The following is an 18,226-nucleotide window of genomic DNA, read 5'->3' as shown; positions in this document are numbered from 1 at the left end:
GATTCTGCAACGGGATAATCGGAGAAGAACTTATTTCAGATCTACATAAACTACGATTAGATTTACCAATATGAGATAAGCTAAGAAAAATAAAAAAAATCATAGACTGTTTTTTCAGACGTTATGTAAACAGTAGAATTATATTAATTGTTAGTAATAGTTAGAATGTATTTCTCTACGTTGTCTATCAACTCTTTTACGTTAGAGTTGCCGTTAAGAAGATAATTAGTCATTTCATTAAGAATTTTCCTATATTCTTTATATAAGGAAGGAGAATTCCTAATATATTCCATCATTTTATTCGTAGTATCTGATGAGTAACTATTATTTTGCATCTTTTCTAGTGCTAATTCTTCTATGCTTTTCAATAAAAATGATAATGAAATAACAGCATCACTAGAGTTCTTAGCAAGATATAAGTATGCTTTTGATAATTGCAAATGTTCAGTCATTTTTAATCTCCTCTAATATTTCGTTAATTTCATTTGAAAGATAATAATTCTCTAATATTACTTCATCTGCATTAGTTTTTGTCTTGATCATTAAGCCAAAAGCTATTACTAGAATAGGTGGAGTAAAAGGAGAAATAGGTCTATAATAAATTACGTTTTTTCCATCTCTTTTTTCTTGTCGAATTAGGCCTAAAGTCATAGCTGGAACTTGAGTTTCTGGTTCTATTATATCAAGTAATCTGCCTTCCTCCAAATTTTACCGCCCTTATATATCTGGCTCCAGGTTTTTTCAATTCATCTTTATTTAGTTTATATTTTATATTTCCTATAGCTTTAGCTGCTACGTTAAATCTTGCCCATTCTTCCATTATCTCAGCGAATGCTCTAGCTTCATGAATACATGCACCAACAGATATTATGCCGTGATTCATCAAAATTGCTATTCTAGGAACCTTAGCTCCTTCACCTTTTAATGCTTCGCCTACATTTTTAGCTAATTCTATTGTTCCTGGATGTGAATATTTTACTATCTTTATTTCTCCTAGTATTGCTGCTGCTTCTCCATGAGTTATGTCAAAAAATCCAGATATGGCTAATCCCATTGTATATGGTGAATGAGCATGGATAACTGCATTAACATCTGGTCTAACCTTATAAACTTCCAGATGCATTTTAGTTTCTATTGAAGGCTTTAAATCTCCTTCAATAACGTTACCTTCCAGATCTACCGCAATTAAGTCTTCAGGTTCTAGGCTAACTCTTGGATATCCAGAAGGAGTTATCCATATTTTTTCAGATCCAGGTAATCTAGCACTCTGATTGCCTCCAGCATTACTTATCATTCCTTTCCAATAAAGTGTTTTTACACTATTAACTAGCTCTTTTTTAAGCTGATTTTCATCTGATTGACAAAGCTTACAGTACGTATTTCCTATCATATAAACCATTTTATCACCTTTTACATCTTGGAGATACATTTACTATTCTGTGCATAGCCCATATCCAGCAAGTTCCTTCTTGAGATACCATTGGAGCACCTTTAGGATCTTCTGGTTTGCATGTTTTCATATAAAGAGGACATTCTGGAGGATCAATTAATCCCATTACTACTTCTCCACACCGTGCTCCAGCTATATATTCGTCTTTTGTCTTGCTTCTATCTTTTAGTCCATACTGCTCTCTTGCGTCTATTTTTCTAAAATCATCCTTTAGTCTAAATCCTGCCTTAGGAAATATAGCTACACCTCTAACATATCCATCTTCTAAGTCGAAAACTTTATCCATCACTTTTTGGGCTTTTATATTCCCTTCCCAGCTTACAGATCTAGTATATTCATTTTCTATTTTAGGCTTTCCTTCATCTATTTGTTTTAATAACATATAAATTGCCATTAAGACGTCAATTGGTTCGAATCCTGTTGCTACCATAGGTTTTTTAGATCTTAGAAAATATTCGTAATAAGGCTTTAATCCTGTTATGGTTACTGAATGTCCAGCTGATATAAAAGCGTCAATACCGAGAACATTAGATTCCATGACTGAGCCTTGTATTGCTGGAGTATATCTATAAGAAACTAGGAAGCTAAGATTTTCCGGAGTTTCTTTTAGGATTTCAAACGCTGTTGCTGGTGCTGTAGTGTCCATACCTACTGCGAAAAATACGAATTGTTTATTAGGCTCTCTTTTGGCCATTTTTACTGCATCTTGAACTCCATAAATTACTCTTACATCTCCTCCTAATGCCTTAGCTTCTTCTAATGACATTCTATTCCCTCTTGCTCTGCTCATATCTCCATAAGTAGTTATTGTAACGCCGTCCAAAGCTAATTTTACTGCATCGTCTATATCTGTAGCTGGAGTTATGCATACTGGACATCCTGGTCCAGCTCTAACTTCAACGTTTTCTGGTAATAATGTTCTTATTCCATAGTGTGTTATCGTCCACTCATGACTACCGCAAACATGCATTATCATTATATTTTCTTCTATTTTTTTAGCTAGTTCATCAATTTTTGCTTTTAATGCTTTAGCTAATCTAGGATCTCTATAGTATTTTAATAGAGAAAGATATTCTGTATTCAACTTTCACCACCTACAATTTCATTAAAATCTTGTTTTTTCTTCTCTTCTGGTAATTGATTTGTCATCTCGTTCCATATTTCTATTGATTTTCTTGCTTCAACTTCATCAACTATTTGAATAGCGTATCCAGCATGAACTAAAACGTAATCACCTATCTTGGCATCTACTAAAGAAAGAAGTATATTATCTCTTATTGTTCCATTTCCAAAATCAACTTTACCATATTCTCCGTCAATCTCTATGACTTTACCTGGAAAAGCCACGCACATTAGCTTTCACCCTCATAAGCTTTTTTCATTTCTAAAATCTCGTTTTCATTTAAATCGTATACAGGATAATAGTCCTCGTCTACGTAAAGCATAGGTACACCGCAATGTTTAGGCATAGGAATTTCTTCTTTACAGTTTTCACATACTAATACATCAATTTTCCTAAAATTACCTTTCTGCTTATATTTCATTTCTTCCTCACAATGAATTGGAATTTTTTCTTCATGTTTACAAATCATACATACTAATTTAGCCATTTTTCTCACCTAACAAATTCTCGGGACTGGATCACCTAATGGCCTACCAACATACCTTTTACCTCCTATTGACGTCTCTAATATAACTCCTTCTATGTCCTTTCTTACTTCTCCTATTACTGAAGCATCCTTACCTTGTGGTATTGACCATAATTCGTTTAATACATCTTTAACGTATTCCGGAGATACTGCAATTACAGCTTTACCTTCATTTCCTAGCTCTAGAATATCCATTCCCATAAACTCTGATGCTGCCCTAACTTCGTCTTTTACTGGAATATCTTCTTCTCTAATATATATTCCGAGTTTGGATTTTTCTGACCAATCGTTTAATAAATCTGCTAAACCTCCTCTAGTTGGATCTTTCGCGTCTGCTACTCCTCCTATTTCTAGAATTCCATTTATTAGTTTATTTAAAGGAGCTACATCGGAACTTACGTTTGCCTCAAACCCTATTCCCTCCCTAGAGGATAAAATGGCAATTGCATGATCTCCTATTGTTCCTGACACTATTATCTTATCTCCAGGTCTTAAGTTGAGTGGAACTAACCATTCTTTTGGCTCTCTAGTTTTTCTAAGAGTTTCAATATCATGATCCAATTGCTTTGATCTAAATCCAATTCCTGAAGTATTTATTATAATTTTATCTAAACTACCTTTTTCCATAACCTTTGTATCTCCAGTAACTATATGAACTCCAGCTTCTAATGCAGTATTCTTTATACTATTGACTATTTTTTCTAAATCATGAATTGGAAAGCCTTCTTCAATGACTACTCCTAGACTTAAAGCTACCGGATCTCCCCCCATCATAGCTATATCGTTCACAGTTCCGCTTACGCTTAATCTACCTATATCACCTCCTTTAAAGAAAATTGGCCTAACAATAAATGAGTCAGTTGTAAATACTACATTGTTTATTACTGCTCCATCATCTAACATTTGTAATCCAATATCTCCAAAATTATCGTCTAAAGTCATAAAAATTTGCTTTATTAAATTATGCATATACGATCCTCCGGCTCCATGTAAAAGCGTTATTATGTCTTTACTACTCATGCTTATCATTATAATCATAGAATTTTATAGTTAATAAACTTATATTATTTTTGATAAACATGAATCAAAATAAAAATAATATAATAGACCAAATTTTACGGTTCATACCATAATCATTAGCAAACAAATATACTACAATATACCTACTTATCTTTAGTAAACAAAGATTAAAAATTTTCCTTCTATTTAATAATAAGAGTAGAAATGCTGTCCCCATTAGTTCTAGCCTACGTAATTTACGTAATTATTATGACTCCACTCCTAGCTTGGAGCATAGAACAAGGATTAAACAAAAATAATCAACTTGCATTTTTAATAATGATTATCACTTTCGTAAATACTATGATATTTCTAATCCTTTTTTCACTAAATAATTACATAATTTTAATCTCAACATGTATATTGCTTCTCGTAATTCCAATAACAATTAGAAATCTAGGTTTTTATAAACCTTCTCTGATTACTTTATTAATATTTAATGAAATAATAATGAGCTTATTATACTATGTAATTCTAAGAGGATTCTCCAATTCAATAACAGCACTGGACTTTTATGGTACTGATATCCCTACTACTCTCATTTCTTCACCTATACAAGTATTCTACGCATTAATTGAATTATCTAATTCATTCATGTTCTTTCTAATGATTATTCCTGAAATAATATATTTCTCCTTTAAAACTAAAAATTCTTATCCAATACTACTTGCAATATTAGGACTAGCTGGACCAAATATTGCCTCAGAAATGACTCATTCTATACTATCTTTACCTTATGATCCAATCAGTCAAGCATCAATATTAGTCTCAATCTTATCATTTTCGTTAACGATATATCTATTTTATAAATTATTACGAAATCAAATTACAATTGGACATTTTCTTACTTTTATCATCTTTGATATATTATTAAGTTGTAGTTCATTATATTATTCAATAACTATAAACGAAATACCTTACGGAATAGCTACATTATTAGCTATAGCTTTCTCATTTCTGAATATTGACATCAAAAATAAAATTGACATTAGAGGAAAAACGTATTACATCTTATCTTTATTTCCATTATCATTAATACCTCAAGTATTATGGGGAATCTCCATTTCTGAATTTTATTATGAAACATTCCTTTCTTATCCTATAGGACTTGGAATTGGAATATCATTCTTGAGCATTTTATATGTAATTTCGAGACTAACTAAAATTATGAGTTAATACTTTTTCCTAATTCTAGTTTAAACTATCTTTTATAGAAATGCCGTTAAAGAAAAGCAAAGTTTATATATTTGCTAAAATAAAGAAATATTATGGTAGTAATAGAGATGGATAGTATTCATACCGATTTTAGAAATATTTTTTCTGTTAGAGTTTAAAGGGTGATAAAATGAGAAAAAGTAAATTATTAAGTACTGAAGTAGGATGGCTAAAAAAAGAGACATTACATATCTTAGACTTAGTTCCTTTATCAACATCTAGCGTAGCACCAACATTTAGCATAGCAGCAGCTTACGGAAGTATGGTCGCACTAATGGGACCTTATGCAATAATGGGTGTTGTTACGTCATTTCCATTCTTCCTTTTTGCAGCTATAATTTTTAGGCAATTAAATAAGAAGGCTCCACATTGTGGAGCATCATACCATTGGGGTACTAGATTTATAGGTAAAAAATACGGTGGATTTCAGTTCTGGATAGTTACATTAGCTTATTTTCTTTCTTTACCACCAATAATAATCCCAGCTGGAGAGTATACTTTGGACATGTTTTATAGGCTAGGATTAATAACTAGAACTATGGAATTAAGCATATTTTGGGATTCGATTGTAGGAATAATTTGGGCCATAATAGCTGCAATACCATTATTATTAGGAGCAAAACCTACAGCTAGATTTACCGAAGCATTCTTATTCTTAGAACTAGTTATTTTATCTGCTTTCATAGTTATTGGAATTACTTCATTATCTACTCATATCGTAAATTCTTTTAGCTGGAGTTGGTTTTTTGCGCCAAAATGGTTTTCTTCATCTTCTTATTTCTTTGGTCTTGCTGCAACAATGGTAATTGTAGCTACAATTCTCGATGGATGGGAAATAGATAGTTATGCAGCAGAAGAATCAAAGAAACCTAAACTTTGGCCAGGTTTATCTGGAATAATAGGTTTAATTTCAGTATTCATTATTTACATGATTACAATGCCTATAATGACTATTGAAACACCGATTTCAGCATTGTCTTCATCAGTAGATCCTTTAGCTAGATGGGCTTCATACGTTATTCCACAATATGTATGGTTACTTGACATTGCAGTTATTACCTCAACTGCCTCATCATTATGGCTTACTTCGTATATTTTAATCAGAGCATGGTATTCTGCTGGGAGAGAAGGATTATTGCCAAAAACATTTGCTTGGACTAGTGAAAAATTTAAGTCTCCTTGGTTCGCTACAATAATTTCTACGTTAGCTATGATAATTGTTCAACTTATAGAATTAACATCACCTAGTATACAATCATTTTTCGGATTAGTTTTAACTGCTGCAGGAGCTTTTCTATTAGCAGAATTTGGCATAGACTCTATAACTGCTACAATAATGTGGTGGAGAGAAAAAGCGATAACCATGAGAGATTGGATAATAAGAGTTATTGCTCCTATAACTGCATTTGGAATGATAGGTACTATAATCATGGGAATAATAGATGCTGGACCGGCATTTGGATATACAACTACCGAGTATGGAATAACTCTTCTTGCTATGGCATCTATTGGTCTTGTATTCTTATTTAAGAAATTTAATGTTATAATTCCTGACTGGTTAAAGGAAGATAACAAAGTGAAAGAAAGAAATTTGAAATAAGAAAAGAAGAGTGTTCTTAGTAATCTTCTAAAGTTCTTTAGACTTTTTGTTAAGTCTATCATGCTATCTTAATATTTTTTATCATAATTAATCTTAGATATCAATTAAAGAAAAGTATTTATTTTAAGGATAGAATGTAAGTTTATGTCAAATTTTAATCTCCCTAATTTCCAGGCTAAAAAGATAGAATTTGAACAAATAAGTCAAGAATATATTAAAATATGGAGTGATGCGAACAAGAGACTGAATAAAGAAGGAGTTAAAGCACTAATTTATGGTAGCATTGGTTTATACTACAGATTAAAGGATCTATCAGAAGCTGTGAAGTTAATAAAGGATGTAAGAAAAGAAGGACCTCAAGATCTTAACGTAATTGTAAGAGAAAAAGATAGAGAAAAATTTAAAGAAATACTAATGAGCATGAATTTTGTTCCTTATTATCATCTTGAAATTACAATGGGACATATTGCTAGTATATTCCTCTTTAATGAATTTACTATTAAAGTCTATTACATGGATGTAGCTAGATTTAATCATGATGTAGAAATAAATTGGAATGAAGATTTTTCTATGGATTTAACTGATTTACTATTAACTAAATTGCAAGTTCACTATTCTACTGATAAAGATGCTGCAGATATAGCTGCTATCCTATTAAAAGGAGATCAAATAAATAAAGAAAAAATTGGACGCTCTGTGTCTACAGATTGGGGATTTTGGAAAGATGCTGTTGATAATTTAAATAAAGCCAGAGAATATGTTTCTAGGCTAGAAAGAGACAATCCTAAAAATGATGGAATTAGAAAGGTAGTTTCAGAATCGTTAAAACTTTATGGATATATAAATAATTACCCTAAAAGCGAAAGTTGGAAACCATTATCTGAAGATGAAAAATACTGGAGAGATTTTTGAATGAAAATAAAAAGACATAAAATTGTTTTATGCAATTATTATTATTTTTCTTTTCTCATTTTATTTACTATTATTCTAAGCTCTTTTCTTTCGTTATCTGTAACTTCTGAGCCTAATTATGGTTGTGTAGAATATACAGTTTATCTAGGAAATTTTTCTACAGTCAAGGGAAGTTCATTAAATTATTTTTCTCCCATTTCTCCTTCTTCTATTGTCATGGACAGTTCAGGTAATGTCTATGTTGCTGCTGTAAATGAAATTTATATTCTTAACTCTTCTGGAAATATTATACGAAATATTTCTGTATCTGGGGCAGAATATCTTTACTATTACAAAGGAATAATACTTGCTGCTAGTGGAACATTACCTAATTATACTTTAACGTTGATTAATTCTAAAAATTTTAGTATAATTAAAACTATAATCCTTAATACTTTTCCTTTATCCGTCTCTATGGTTAAGAATCAGATTTATATTGGAACTTCTAACGGAATTGGAGAACTTAAAGGTAATAAAATTGAATTTATAACTTTAACACCTGGTCCAGTAACTTCAATGCTTTCGGTTAATGGAACATTATTCGCCTCTGGATATAATCTTTCCAGAAACTATGGATTTCTAGATATAATAAAAGATAATAAATTATTTGAAATTATGATAATTAACAACACATTTCCTAATTCACTATATTATAAAAACAACATTCTTTATATTGCATCAGACTTTGAAATAATTATACTTAATCTCAATAACAATTCTATACGCTATATTTCAATACCTGGAGAGGAAATTCAAGGAATTGCGATTTACAACGGACATATTTATGCTACAGCGGATAGTCTATATGGTCCTGATTTTGTTCTAGTTTTAAATTCTACAACTGTCTTATCTTATATAAAAGTTGGAATTACTCCTATTGGGATAGTCTATAATAATTTTAGTAAACTTCTATTTGTAAGTAACTTCTTTGATGGAACTATATCAATAATAGGTTTTAATTGCAGTAAAACTAGCACAAATACAACAGAATCTGTAGTAGAAAATAATCTAATTAGCTCAATAATTAATGTAGTTTATCCAATGCATTTATATTTAATTCAAATAGTATTAGCGTCAATAATTGGTGTAATACTATTAGCTTATCTAATATTTAGGAGAGCCAAAGAAAGAAAATAGTTCAATGTATAAAATTTACTAGTTCTTTCAAATCAGTTAAGAGAATATTCTCTAATATTGAATTTATCTTATAAATGTAAACTGGCCTTCCTTTTTCTCCATTTCTTATTTTTTGTTTTGTTATTAAATCCAAATTTTCTAGATTTTTTAATGATTTTATTAGAATTGGTTTGTTCTTGTTTGTAATTTCTATAAGTTCTTTGAGAGTTATTTCTCTTTTTTCTCTAATTATTGAATACACATTTAAATCAAATTCACTAAGTCCATATAATGCAGAAACTAATCTATTTATTTTCATTCTTCGCCCTGATTTTGTGATAAATTCTTTAGACAAAAATCTTTCTTCCACAGAAAAATCTAGTTTATTACCTATTTATATATTTTTCTTATAAATAGCATACTTAAATATTTTTTAAAATCAAAAATAGTTTAAAACAAACCATATCAAGATTTGAAATCTCTTTAATAGTTCGTGAAGTATATGAAAATTAATGCAATTCTCCCAATCAGACTGTCGTAGAATAAGCGTTAAGTAATCAAATACTACACACACTATCTCTTTAATACTAAATTTGCATTGAAGATAATCTTTATAATGTTATATTTAAAAAAGAAAATCTAAAAAAAGAACATGTTGTAATATCTTTACATTTTTTATAGCTCTTATATGTTAATAAAAATATCATTATCTATAATTTTAGTTTCATAAGTCATTAAGTCGCCCGAGTAATACCACTTCCCAGTCTTATTACCATAAGGATTATACATTAACTTTCCATTATCTAGACTATATTCATAACTATGCAAATGACATCTTATTCTATATTCATTTTTATAAACTATTTCTCCATATTCCATGTTTCCTCCTTTATGAGGACAGTAAGCGTCAATAGCATAAACTTTGTTATTTATTTTTATTATTACTACTTCAATTTTCTTTTCCGCTAAATTAAATTTCATAGGTTTTCTTTCTTGAAGTTCAGATATTTTGCAAACTCTAAAAAGCATGCATCAATTACCAAGATTATTCGTATTTTGATTTTCTAGATAATGGACCTTCTCCTGGATAACTTCTTCTGAAATGTCCTGAAGGCCTTCCATATAGTAACTCTATAAACCATGCTTCATGTTCTATTTCTTCTTGTAATATTTTTTGAGCTAGATCATAAGTTCTTGGATCTTTTCCATATGTCATATCAGATACTTCTTTCCATGTTCTTTCTGCGCATTGTTCGGCTTCTAATAATACTTTTAATATTTCTTTCGGGTCTTTCCAATTTTCAGGTAAATACGCATCTGCACAGGCTGATATGTCAGCAACTTGCCTTATATCTCTTGGTAAATCTCCTCCCAATTCATAAATTCTTTGTGTCATTAATTCGAAATGAAGCCTATCTTCAAGTCTTGCGTCTTCAGTTATTTCCTTTAATCCTTCACCTTCCATACCCGTTAGATGCATTCTCAAAATTGTATAATAATAATACGTAGTTAGTTCTGCTGCCGTTGCTCTAACAAGTTTTTCAAGTAACTTATTTACATCTAATCCTGATTTTTCTATTATTTCTACTCCTACTACTTTCGGTTCTTCTTGTTTAGGTTTATTCTCCACTTTTCATTCGCCTAATAATTTATAGTAAATACTAATTTATAAATCTTTCTAATTAAGAATCATTCTAACAGTTTATCTTATTTATAAGAAATATAATAACGCATATGCTTTTATCTAATAACTTAAACCTTGTTAATCTATATCCTTAATAAATTAGAATTACTTCTATATAAGAGCTTATCCTAAATAGAAATATTTATAAGTAAGTCAGATAATTATTATTAAGATAACTAATGATTATATTGGATATAATATCAATAAATTTATTTCTTACTATTAAAAATACATTATTAATGATTCTATATTACATTATAAATAATATGAAGTGATAGATATTGAGTATAAGGGATTCTATAAGGCTTTTTGGCCCAGCCTGGATAGCTCTACTAGCTGATTCAGATGCAGCTAGTATATTAGGTGGAGTATCTACCGGTGAAGAATATGGATATAAACTGATATGGTTTGTTTTGATTTTATCAATTCCTTTATTCGTTATCCAAGAAGCTGTTGGACGATTAGGTGCAGTAACTAACTCTGGAGTAAGTAAGCTTGTTAGACAATACTACTCTAAGAGAGTATCTCTTTTATCTACAGTACCAATATTTTTTGTTGATTTTTTTACATATTTAAGTGAATATTCTGGAATTTCCATTGGATGTTACTTGATAGGAATTAATCCGCTTATAGGCCTTTTATTATTTTTCACATTACATATAATGATAATATTGTCAAAAAATTATGAAATTACGGAGAAAATACTAATATTAATCTCTCTGACCATGATTATATCGTCCTTGATTATAATAGAACCTAAATTATATTTTACTAAAGATATATTCTATTTTTCAACCTCTAAAAATTTCCTTTTCTTTTTAGCTGTAAACATAGGTGCTGTTGTTACACCTCCCTGTATGTTAATATACCAGAGTTCAGCTACGGCACTTAAATATTCAGAATTAAGCATAAATAAATCTAAAAAAGTAAGATGGGTTAATTTAGAAACATTAGCTGGGTCACTAGTAACGGAACTCGTAATAGTATTCTCTGAAATAATAGGGACTGGAATTCTTAATATAGATCCAACAAATGCTCAACAGTTAGTAAATGCTCTTAATCAATTTCATTATATATTCGGCATAATACTAATAAGCTCAGGATTTTTAACACTCATAGTAGTATCTTTAAGTAGTGCTTGGGGAGTATTAGAAGCTTTAGATAAAAATAATTATAATAATGTTATAAAAATATATATTATTGAATCAATACCAGCTATGATTATTATAGCTTTATTAAGTAATAATTTTTCTGAAATATTTGACTTTGTTCTAACTTTATTATCATTGTCTCCATTAGTTATTGCAATACCAGCAATACTTATAGGAATATTAATAAGAAATAAAAAAATAATGAAGGAATTCTCTTACACAAAATCTAGATCTATACTGTATTTTATAATGTTATCTCTAGTAATAATTGGAGGTATAATAGGACTACTATACTTATAGCGAAATAGGTTTTATTCAGTTTATAAATGGTACTTTAGGATTTGCTGAAGAAGGAAATAGGCCGGGTAATTTTGTCTCTTATGGTCAAGGTGATGTATCTGAAGCTCCATCAGTGACTCCAACCTCAACTCCTGTAATGCCATACGATGCTACGTATGAACATATGGGAGATTGGGGAAGGGCTAGAGTTGTAAAGCCGGGTTTAGTAATTCAGGAACCAGGTACTTCTACACCTAAATTAGTAACTAATGATTTAATAGATATAAACTTAGGAATGAGAGAATTTGTAGAATCTTCATGGTATAATCCATGGTATAAAGATGGTTTTGCGTCTGAAGTTCCTTCTGAAGTTTCTGGAATAACAGAAGATCCTATAGGAAATCCTGTAAGTTATTATCATCCTTGGAGGAAATGGACTATGCCTTTACCTCAGCCTAGATCCGTGCCTATGGCCTATCCTACGCCATATTCATGGGCTATGTCTCCTAGATTTGTACCATATCAAGGATATAAGCCTATAAGTAATTTATACTATAACGTAGAAGCTGATCCTCAAGCTGTAATGTATGCTCAAGTTCTTCAGCCTCAAGCACCTACTCCAATATATTCATCTTATTATTCTGTAGCAGGATTAGGAGCTTATTACAATAGTAACGAGATGAGTGTTAAATTCTATTTACCTTCTGTAAGTACTACAACAGAATCAGTTCCGCCAGAATTCTCTAGCTCTCAAGGAAAAGAAATAGAATTCAAATATATTGCACCATATGCGCTATCTGGAGGAAAAATTATTACTAATGCTATTGAGAGAATGAGAGCAAGAGCTTTTGAGGCTGGATTAGATGGTATGGGAATGTGGATTGCATGGTTCTCCGCAATGAATTGGCTAAAACAGGGTAAGACACAAGTAAGTTCAATGCCACCTTCTTCTTGGACTTATGTAAAGAATACTAACCAAAATGTAGCTATCGGAGTTGGAATGAAAGAAGCGCCTAGAGGAGCTCAGTATCATTCAGAAGTATTTGCTACTGGTAAAGGAGTTACAGTTCCTACAATTAATCCACAGCAAATCCAGCCTACTACTGTAAATGCTGGACCTAGAGTTAAACTAACATATGATGATGGAATTCAGACTATAAAGCCAGCGTCTCCAACTCATGGTGCCGGAACTTTCGAAGAGGCTATTATGGGCAATCCAGACTATAATATACAAGGAACTCCTAGGTTAACTGTAATTCCAGAATCGCAATGGGATGGATTCGAATTTGCACAAACGCTGAGATCGTTTGACCCATGCTTTGTATGTGGAGTGCATATGGTTACACCAAGTGGTAGAGTAAGATTCCAAACTTTAGGTGCTCCTGTAGATTTATCTAATGTATTGAAAGTATTCTATAGATATGCTATGCAGTTAAGGTGAGATAATGATACCAGTGATTTTTGCTATTGGAGCGTCATATTCTTCAGATTCCTTATACTGGTGGGCTTTAAATGTAATATTTCCTGTTAGTCTATTAATTTTTATATTCGGCGTAATCTATAGGATTTCTAGATATTTTATAGGAAGAAGAGCTATTACCTATGCTACTGCAGGATTTGGAACTGAATTTAAGGAAGCAGTTACAGCTATTCCTACTCCTTTTAGGACTGCAACTAAAAAGGATCCATTCCTTATAATAGAAACAATCTTGTGGCACATTTTTGTCTTAGGAGTAATAATCATTGTGGGTATACATATAATAGCGTGGAACTACATCTTCGGACAGATATTTGGAGTTTCAGATCCTCTGTGGTTTCTGTTTAAGATTTCTACACCAGAACAGTTTACGTCAGCATATCAAATGGGTTTACTGGGAAGTAATGCGTATAGTCATGGTGGGATTTTAAATCCGTTAGGAGCTTGGAACTCTGCTGAAGTATCTACTTCAACTTTTGATCCATGGGGATTCTTATCAGTTTTAGTGAATGGAACAATGATGGCTCTATTGGCACTAGCTGGACTTCTAGGATATTTAGTGACAAGAATTGTGGAAGATGCTACTGGACACAAGAGATTAAGTTCAGTAGGAGACTATACGTTCTTAATACTATTACTCTTAGTGATAATTACAGGATTAGGAGCTATGTATAACTTTTCGATACCTTACTTAGGAATTCCTAATCAAGCTAATTGGTATGGATTTCACATAGCAATGATTGGAATATTTATAGCTTACATTCCTTTCAGCAAAGGATGGCACATGTTTGGATACTACCTAGGAAAAGGATTTAGAGGATATTCATATGGCAGAAAGAAAGAATGACTTTTGTGGGGGATTCAAAGTGGAAAAAGGAGGAAAAATTCAAATAAAAAGACAATTAGTTTCAAGAGTATTCGATGAAATGTCTCCTGCTGATGTATGGGGAGTTCAAGAATGCATGAGATGTGGAGTATGCAGATTTGCTTGTCCGTTTTGGCTAGTTACTGAAAAATCAACTGACATTCCTGCGTGGAGAACTTATGAAATAAATAAAATGTTTTCTATGTTCTATTCAGGTTATGGAATAGTAGCTAGATACTTAAGACTCAGAAGAATATCTTCAAAAGAATTAAAGCAATGGAGAGAATCAGCTTATAACTGCACCGCATGTGGAGCATGTACTGATATTTCCCCTTTAGAAATACCGAACTGGTATACTGCGTTACTTTTGAGAAGAATCTTACATTATTCTGGAACTAATTTACCTGAGGTTGAGAGTTGGATAGAGAATACCAAAAAAGTGGGTAATGCTCTAGGAATAGAGAAAGAAAAGTGGAATGAGATTGCTAAAGATTTGCCAACAAATATAAACGCTGAAATTTTGTACGTTCCTAGTGCATTAGAGGTAAATAGGGATACAATCACAGAAATAGATACTATCATGTCAAATATGCATGAAAAGTGGACTGTTAGTAGCGAAATCTATGACATAGGATATTATGCATATTTTGCAGGAGATTTTGAAACTGCTAGAAGCCAATTCATGAAAATTTATGAGGAAGCTAAAAAACTAGGAGTAAAGAAAATTGTTACTTCAGATGGAGCTGGATTCTTCTTCCTAAGATGGCAAGGTCCAAAAAGTTTAAGGTATAAGTTAGATATAAAAGTCGAGCATTTATCTGAAACAGTCTACGAAGAGTATAAGGCAGGAAAAATAAAAATTGAGAAAGCAGACCTTAAAGATGATATAACTGTACATGATTCAGAATTTATGAGCAGATTAGGTGGATTAGAAAAACCTCCTAGAGAAATATTGAGGTTAAGTATTCCAAATTTCAAAGAGCCTAAACCTTCTCCTTCATCGCATAACTTATTCACATGCGGTCATCATTTAGAATTAATAAAGGAAAAAGCTGATATAATAAAAGATATGAGGAAATACGCTTCCTCTCAATTATCGACCTGGGCTAAGTCAGTAGTGACTTTAGATCCGAATTGCAAACTTTCCATGGATAATGCGATAAGAGATTCTCAAGGACTAGATAAATCATATTACTATACTACCATACTATCGAAGGCGATTAAATCATGAGTTCTTTACTAAGGGGTTTTATACTCAAACAACTAGGAATTCAAGAAATTATAGATGATACTTTAAGAGATCTAGCAGGAGCAGATCCAGAAATAATTAAGTTACTAATGCCTAAAAGATATGCTCCAGTAGATTCTAAGCAAGAATTACTTAACTTGGCTAAACAATTAGGAATAAATGCAGAAATAAAAGATTCTAAAGAACCTATAGATGAAGTAAGGAGAGCCACAGCCATATCGTCAAACGTAACTCCATTAAATATAGAAAATCCATTAGATGTATTATGGCAAATAGCAATGCATTTTAAAGGAGATATAAATGCAAATAATAAAAACAGTTAATTCAATATTTTTTTCTAAATCTATTCCTAAACATTTTTTCTCTAACTATTTTAATAATAATGATGATTATTTCGTATTCAACAATGTAGAAGTGGAACTCAGTAGAAATGAAAAAGCACAAGATTTCGTAAATGCAATAAGCTTCTCTTCTGATGGAGATAAATCCCAATCTTTGCAAGACTCGTTCTTAAGATGGATAAACAATCAAATAAGGTTAAACGAATTTGTATGGGCATATCAAGTAGAATGTGAAATAGATGATAAAGTTAGCCTAAAAAATGTAATTCATTTGCCTTCAGTATTGCCTCTTATTGGAAACGTAATGCTAACAGGAATAATTATTTCTAATACAAAAAATCTCAATATGAATCAGAGAAAATTTACTATAATACAAATAGACAATACAGTTAAAATAATAAAAAGAGACGAGTCTTATATTAGCTTAATCGATACTATAAATGAGTTCAAAAAGCTTAAAGAAACGTTAATCTAATTTTTACGTTCTTTTATGTAAAATTTATACTACACTTATATAGGTCATGAATATGCAAAATTTTTGACAGAAAGATTTATTACTGAAGCTATGAATTGTCATTAAATTCTAATAACAGAAAAATTCCAAACTTATTATACTTGAATTAAAATTTTATTGTTTTTATATTCTAGGTGAACAGCACAAGCAGAGCATGGATCGAAACTTCTAACTATTCTTAATGCATCTAATCCAGATATTATATTCTCCTCAGTAACTTTTTGATCTATTATGGAATTCTCGACAGGTCCTCCTAAAGGACTAAAATTCCTATCACTAGGTGTTATGATTTGATATCTCTTTATTTTATTTTGATCCTTTATTAGCCAATGACCATTACTACCTCTAGGGGCATCATGAGCACCTACACTAAGAGTATAATCTCTTTTACCTTTTATTGGATCTAAGGATCCGTTTGGAATTTCTATATTTTCCAAATATTCTTTTAGAAAAGCTACTGTAAATACTCTAGCAAAAGTTCTCTCTATTACATCATTAGCTCTATACTCCCATGAATAGTTTAACGCAGAGATTTTTCCTCTTCTTAATCTATATGAATATAACCTAGCTATATCCCCTGTAGCAGGCATAAATTCGTCTTTGTAGAACTGTTTAACTGTAGGAACAAAGTTAGTAGTAACTAGAGATTTTATTTTAGTTTCCTTATTCCATGGATGCCTTACATCAATCTCATTCCCTAAATCGTCTTTTTCCACATCTTTATTCCATTCATCGTATGGAGTGTCTTTCACATAAACTCTAACTCCTAAGAGGATTTTTGAAAGATTAGATTCTATTAATTCTCCATTTCTTATCAATGCTGGAGGAAAAACTCTTTTATCAGCCCAATTATCTATTTCTTCATAATCGGCATTATACTCTCCACTTTCCAATAATCCATAAGTTACGAAATTATTATCAATTTTTTTGTAAATATCTTTGTAGAATTCTCTTAAATCTGCCATTACATATAACAGTTTTTCTATTGTCTTATCCTGCTTCATGAAATCCTTTACTTTCTGTATAACATTAGGATCTCTGATAGTTATTCCTCCAGGCTTCATACTTAGAGGTTGAGGGTACCTTAACCATATTGAAGTAGCTAAATCTCTTAGAGAAGTTTGAAGCTTGAATGCTTCCTTATAAATTTCTTTTCCAAAATAGAGATTATCCATTATATCTGAAATTTTAGAATAACCATGAACGTCCTTATATTCTGATGAAGTATTTTTAGCTCTCTCAAATTCCTTAGGAGTATATTTAGAAACAATTTCAGTAGAATAATCTATTCCTTGAAATAGAAAGGCTACTGTAACGTTATTATACATGAGATCAGCTAAAGAATAAGCTACATTTCTGAAAGCAATAGATCTTTCAGAAGGATATACTCCAGTAGCCATTTCTAATGCTTCAGTAGAAACTAAAGTATGAGTAGCTCCGCATACTCCACAGATCTTAGCAGTAATATTAGGAGCTAAATGAAGATCCTTTCCTTTTAGTAAATTCTCAAATCCTCTAAACATTGATACTCCAATTTTTGCCTCAACGTACTTTCCATCCTCTACTTTTACGTTAACACCTAAATGTCCTTCAATTCTGCTTATAGGATCTAAAGATAAATCCATT

At 31.1% G+C, this 18,226-nt stretch carries 21 protein-coding genes; 10 read left to right on the top strand and 11 right to left on the bottom strand.

Annotated elements, in window-relative coordinates:
- Positions 1-143: 143 nt before the first annotated feature.
- Genes B6F84_RS04405 through hypE form a run of 7 tightly spaced genes read right to left on the bottom strand, consistent with a single transcriptional unit; the run spans position 144 to position 4,128 of the window.
- Positions 144-452 (bottom strand): hypothetical protein, encoded by a 309-nt coding sequence (locus B6F84_RS04405; RefSeq protein ID WP_148691110.1) that lies wholly within the window; start codon positions 450-452, stop codon positions 144-146.
- Complete coding sequence (locus B6F84_RS04400) at positions 445-705, bottom strand: hypothetical protein (protein WP_148691109.1); 261 nt, start codon at positions 703-705, stop codon at positions 445-447. The genes B6F84_RS04405 and B6F84_RS04400 overlap by 8 nt, the downstream gene beginning before the upstream one ends.
- A complete protein-coding gene (locus tag B6F84_RS04395) occupies positions 683-1,399 on the bottom strand; it encodes a class II aldolase/adducin family protein (protein ID WP_148691108.1) in 717 nt (238 codons plus the stop codon). The genes B6F84_RS04400 and B6F84_RS04395 overlap by 23 nt, the downstream gene beginning before the upstream one ends.
- Before the next feature lie 4 nt (positions 1,400-1,403).
- A complete protein-coding gene (gene hypD / locus B6F84_RS04390; RefSeq protein WP_148691107.1) occupies positions 1,404-2,534 on the bottom strand; it encodes a hydrogenase formation protein HypD in 1,131 nt (376 codons plus the stop codon).
- Positions 2,531-2,803: a HypC/HybG/HupF family hydrogenase formation chaperone gene (locus tag B6F84_RS04385; protein ID WP_148691106.1), complete on the bottom strand. Its 273-nt coding sequence runs from the start codon at positions 2,801-2,803 to the stop codon at positions 2,531-2,533. The genes hypD and B6F84_RS04385 overlap by 4 nt, the downstream gene beginning before the upstream one ends.
- Positions 2,803-3,060, bottom strand: a complete 258-nt coding sequence (locus tag B6F84_RS04380) for a hypothetical protein (protein WP_236749061.1) — start codon at positions 3,058-3,060, stop codon at positions 2,803-2,805. The genes B6F84_RS04385 and B6F84_RS04380 overlap by 1 nt, the downstream gene beginning before the upstream one ends.
- A gap of 9 nt (positions 3,061-3,069) precedes the next feature.
- On the bottom strand, positions 3,070-4,128 hold the full coding sequence (hypE, locus tag B6F84_RS04375) for a hydrogenase expression/formation protein HypE (protein WP_236749060.1): 1,059 nt from the start codon (positions 4,126-4,128) through the stop codon (positions 3,070-3,072).
- Positions 4,129-4,323: 195 nt separating this feature from the next.
- Here hypE and B6F84_RS04370 point away from each other — a divergent pair, with 195 nt between their 5' ends.
- From B6F84_RS04370 to B6F84_RS04355, 4 genes are all read left to right on the top strand, one after another.
- Positions 4,324-5,334 carry a hypothetical protein gene (locus tag B6F84_RS04370; RefSeq protein WP_148691105.1) on the top strand — a complete coding sequence of 337 codons (1,011 nt, stop codon included), beginning with the start codon at positions 4,324-4,326 and terminating at the stop codon, positions 5,332-5,334.
- Between the two features lie 169 nt (positions 5,335-5,503).
- Positions 5,504-6,973, top strand: coding sequence for an APC family permease (locus B6F84_RS04365; protein WP_148691104.1), 1,470 nt, complete (start codon positions 5,504-5,506; stop codon positions 6,971-6,973).
- Between the two features lie 144 nt (positions 6,974-7,117).
- Positions 7,118-7,885, top strand: a complete 768-nt coding sequence (locus B6F84_RS04360; RefSeq protein WP_148691103.1) for a hypothetical protein — start codon at positions 7,118-7,120, stop codon at positions 7,883-7,885.
- Positions 7,886-9,061 carry a hypothetical protein gene (locus B6F84_RS04355; protein ID WP_148691102.1) on the top strand — a complete coding sequence of 392 codons (1,176 nt, stop codon included), beginning with the start codon at positions 7,886-7,888 and terminating at the stop codon, positions 9,059-9,061.
- A gap of 1 nt (position 9,062) precedes the next feature.
- Here B6F84_RS04355 and B6F84_RS04350 read toward each other — a convergent pair whose 3' ends face one another.
- The 3 genes from B6F84_RS04350 to dps all read right to left on the bottom strand — a co-directional run bounded on the left by B6F84_RS04350 (position 9,063) and on the right by dps (position 10,670).
- Positions 9,063-9,410: a helix-turn-helix domain-containing protein gene (locus tag B6F84_RS04350; RefSeq protein ID WP_148691101.1), complete on the bottom strand. Its 348-nt coding sequence runs from the start codon at positions 9,408-9,410 to the stop codon at positions 9,063-9,065.
- Positions 9,411-9,724: 314 nt separating this feature from the next.
- Positions 9,725-10,069, bottom strand: coding sequence for a Rieske (2Fe-2S) protein (locus tag B6F84_RS04345; RefSeq protein ID WP_148691100.1), 345 nt, complete (start codon positions 10,067-10,069; stop codon positions 9,725-9,727).
- Between the two features lie 16 nt (positions 10,070-10,085).
- Positions 10,086-10,670 (bottom strand): DNA protection during starvation protein, encoded by a 585-nt coding sequence (gene dps, locus B6F84_RS04340; protein WP_148691099.1) that lies wholly within the window; start codon positions 10,668-10,670, stop codon positions 10,086-10,088.
- Positions 10,671-11,005: 335 nt separating this feature from the next.
- Here dps and B6F84_RS04335 point away from each other — a divergent pair, with 335 nt between their 5' ends.
- The 6 genes from B6F84_RS04335 to B6F84_RS04310 all read left to right on the top strand — a co-directional run bounded on the left by B6F84_RS04335 (position 11,006) and on the right by B6F84_RS04310 (position 16,561).
- Complete coding sequence (locus tag B6F84_RS04335; protein WP_148691098.1) at positions 11,006-12,175, top strand: NRAMP family divalent metal transporter; 1,170 nt, start codon at positions 11,006-11,008, stop codon at positions 12,173-12,175.
- Positions 12,176-12,287: 112 nt separating this feature from the next.
- A complete protein-coding gene (locus B6F84_RS04330; RefSeq protein ID WP_236749059.1) occupies positions 12,288-13,595 on the top strand; it encodes a nickel-dependent hydrogenase large subunit in 1,308 nt (435 codons plus the stop codon).
- Between the two features lie 4 nt (positions 13,596-13,599).
- A complete protein-coding gene (locus B6F84_RS04325) occupies positions 13,600-14,478 on the top strand; it encodes a hypothetical protein (protein ID WP_148691097.1) in 879 nt (292 codons plus the stop codon).
- The gene (locus tag B6F84_RS04320; RefSeq protein WP_148691096.1) at positions 14,459-15,727 is read left to right on the top strand and encodes a (Fe-S)-binding protein; all 1,269 of its coding nucleotides are present in this window, start codon (positions 14,459-14,461) and stop codon (positions 15,725-15,727) included. The genes B6F84_RS04325 and B6F84_RS04320 overlap by 20 nt, the downstream gene beginning before the upstream one ends.
- Complete coding sequence (locus tag B6F84_RS04315) at positions 15,724-16,068, top strand: hypothetical protein (RefSeq protein WP_148691095.1); 345 nt, start codon at positions 15,724-15,726, stop codon at positions 16,066-16,068. Before B6F84_RS04320 ends, B6F84_RS04315 begins: the two co-directional genes overlap by 4 nt.
- Complete coding sequence (locus B6F84_RS04310; RefSeq protein WP_148691094.1) at positions 16,046-16,561, top strand: hypothetical protein; 516 nt, start codon at positions 16,046-16,048, stop codon at positions 16,559-16,561. The genes B6F84_RS04315 and B6F84_RS04310 overlap by 23 nt, the downstream gene beginning before the upstream one ends.
- A gap of 134 nt (positions 16,562-16,695) precedes the next feature.
- Here the strand turns inward: B6F84_RS04310 and B6F84_RS04305 are convergent, their stop codons facing one another.
- Complete coding sequence (locus B6F84_RS04305) at positions 16,696-18,225, bottom strand: nickel-dependent hydrogenase large subunit (RefSeq protein ID WP_236749058.1); 1,530 nt, start codon at positions 18,223-18,225, stop codon at positions 16,696-16,698.
- Between the last annotated feature and the right edge of the window lies 1 nt (position 18,226).

Origin of the sequence: Acidianus manzaensis (assembly GCF_002116695.1) — an archaeon.
GTDB classification, from domain to species: Archaea; Thermoproteota; Thermoprotei_A; order Sulfolobales; family Sulfolobaceae; genus Acidianus; species Acidianus manzaensis.
Note: the sequence above shows the minus strand (reverse complement) of the source record. Positions and strands in the feature narration are given on the sequence as shown.

Excerpts from the sequence above, each read along its gene's own strand:
- B6F84_RS04405 (WP_148691110.1), bottom strand. The coding sequence starts at position 452 with ATGACTGAACATTTGCAATTATCAAAAGCATACTTATATCTTGCTAAG.
- B6F84_RS04395 (WP_148691108.1), bottom strand. The coding sequence starts at position 1,399 with ATGGTTTATATGATAGGAAATACGTACTGTAAGCTTTGTCAATCAGAT.
- B6F84_RS04385 (WP_148691106.1), bottom strand. The coding sequence starts at position 2,803 with ATGTGCGTGGCTTTTCCAGGTAAAGTCATAGAGATTGACGGAGAATAT.
- B6F84_RS04380 (WP_236749061.1), bottom strand. The coding sequence starts at position 3,060 with ATGGCTAAATTAGTATGTATGATTTGTAAACATGAAGAAAAAATTCCA.
- hypE (WP_236749060.1), bottom strand. The coding sequence starts at position 4,128 with ATGATAAGCATGAGTAGTAAAGACATAATAACGCTTTTACATGGAGCC.
- B6F84_RS04370 (WP_148691105.1), top strand. The coding sequence starts at position 4,324 with ATGCTGTCCCCATTAGTTCTAGCCTACGTAATTTACGTAATTATTATG.
- B6F84_RS04365 (WP_148691104.1), top strand. The coding sequence starts at position 5,504 with ATGAGAAAAAGTAAATTATTAAGTACTGAAGTAGGATGGCTAAAAAAA.
- B6F84_RS04360 (WP_148691103.1), top strand. The coding sequence starts at position 7,118 with ATGTCAAATTTTAATCTCCCTAATTTCCAGGCTAAAAAGATAGAATTT.
- B6F84_RS04355 (WP_148691102.1), top strand. The coding sequence starts at position 7,886 with ATGAAAATAAAAAGACATAAAATTGTTTTATGCAATTATTATTATTTT.
- B6F84_RS04345 (WP_148691100.1), bottom strand. The coding sequence starts at position 10,069 with ATGCTTTTTAGAGTTTGCAAAATATCTGAACTTCAAGAAAGAAAACCT.
- B6F84_RS04325 (WP_148691097.1), top strand. The coding sequence starts at position 13,600 with ATGATACCAGTGATTTTTGCTATTGGAGCGTCATATTCTTCAGATTCC.
- B6F84_RS04320 (WP_148691096.1), top strand. The coding sequence starts at position 14,459 with ATGGCAGAAAGAAAGAATGACTTTTGTGGGGGATTCAAAGTGGAAAAA.
- B6F84_RS04315 (WP_148691095.1), top strand. The coding sequence starts at position 15,724 with ATGAGTTCTTTACTAAGGGGTTTTATACTCAAACAACTAGGAATTCAA.
- B6F84_RS04310 (WP_148691094.1), top strand. The coding sequence starts at position 16,046 with ATGCAAATAATAAAAACAGTTAATTCAATATTTTTTTCTAAATCTATT.
- B6F84_RS04305 (WP_236749058.1), bottom strand. The coding sequence starts at position 18,225 with ATGGATTTATCTTTAGATCCTATAAGCAGAATTGAAGGACATTTAGGT.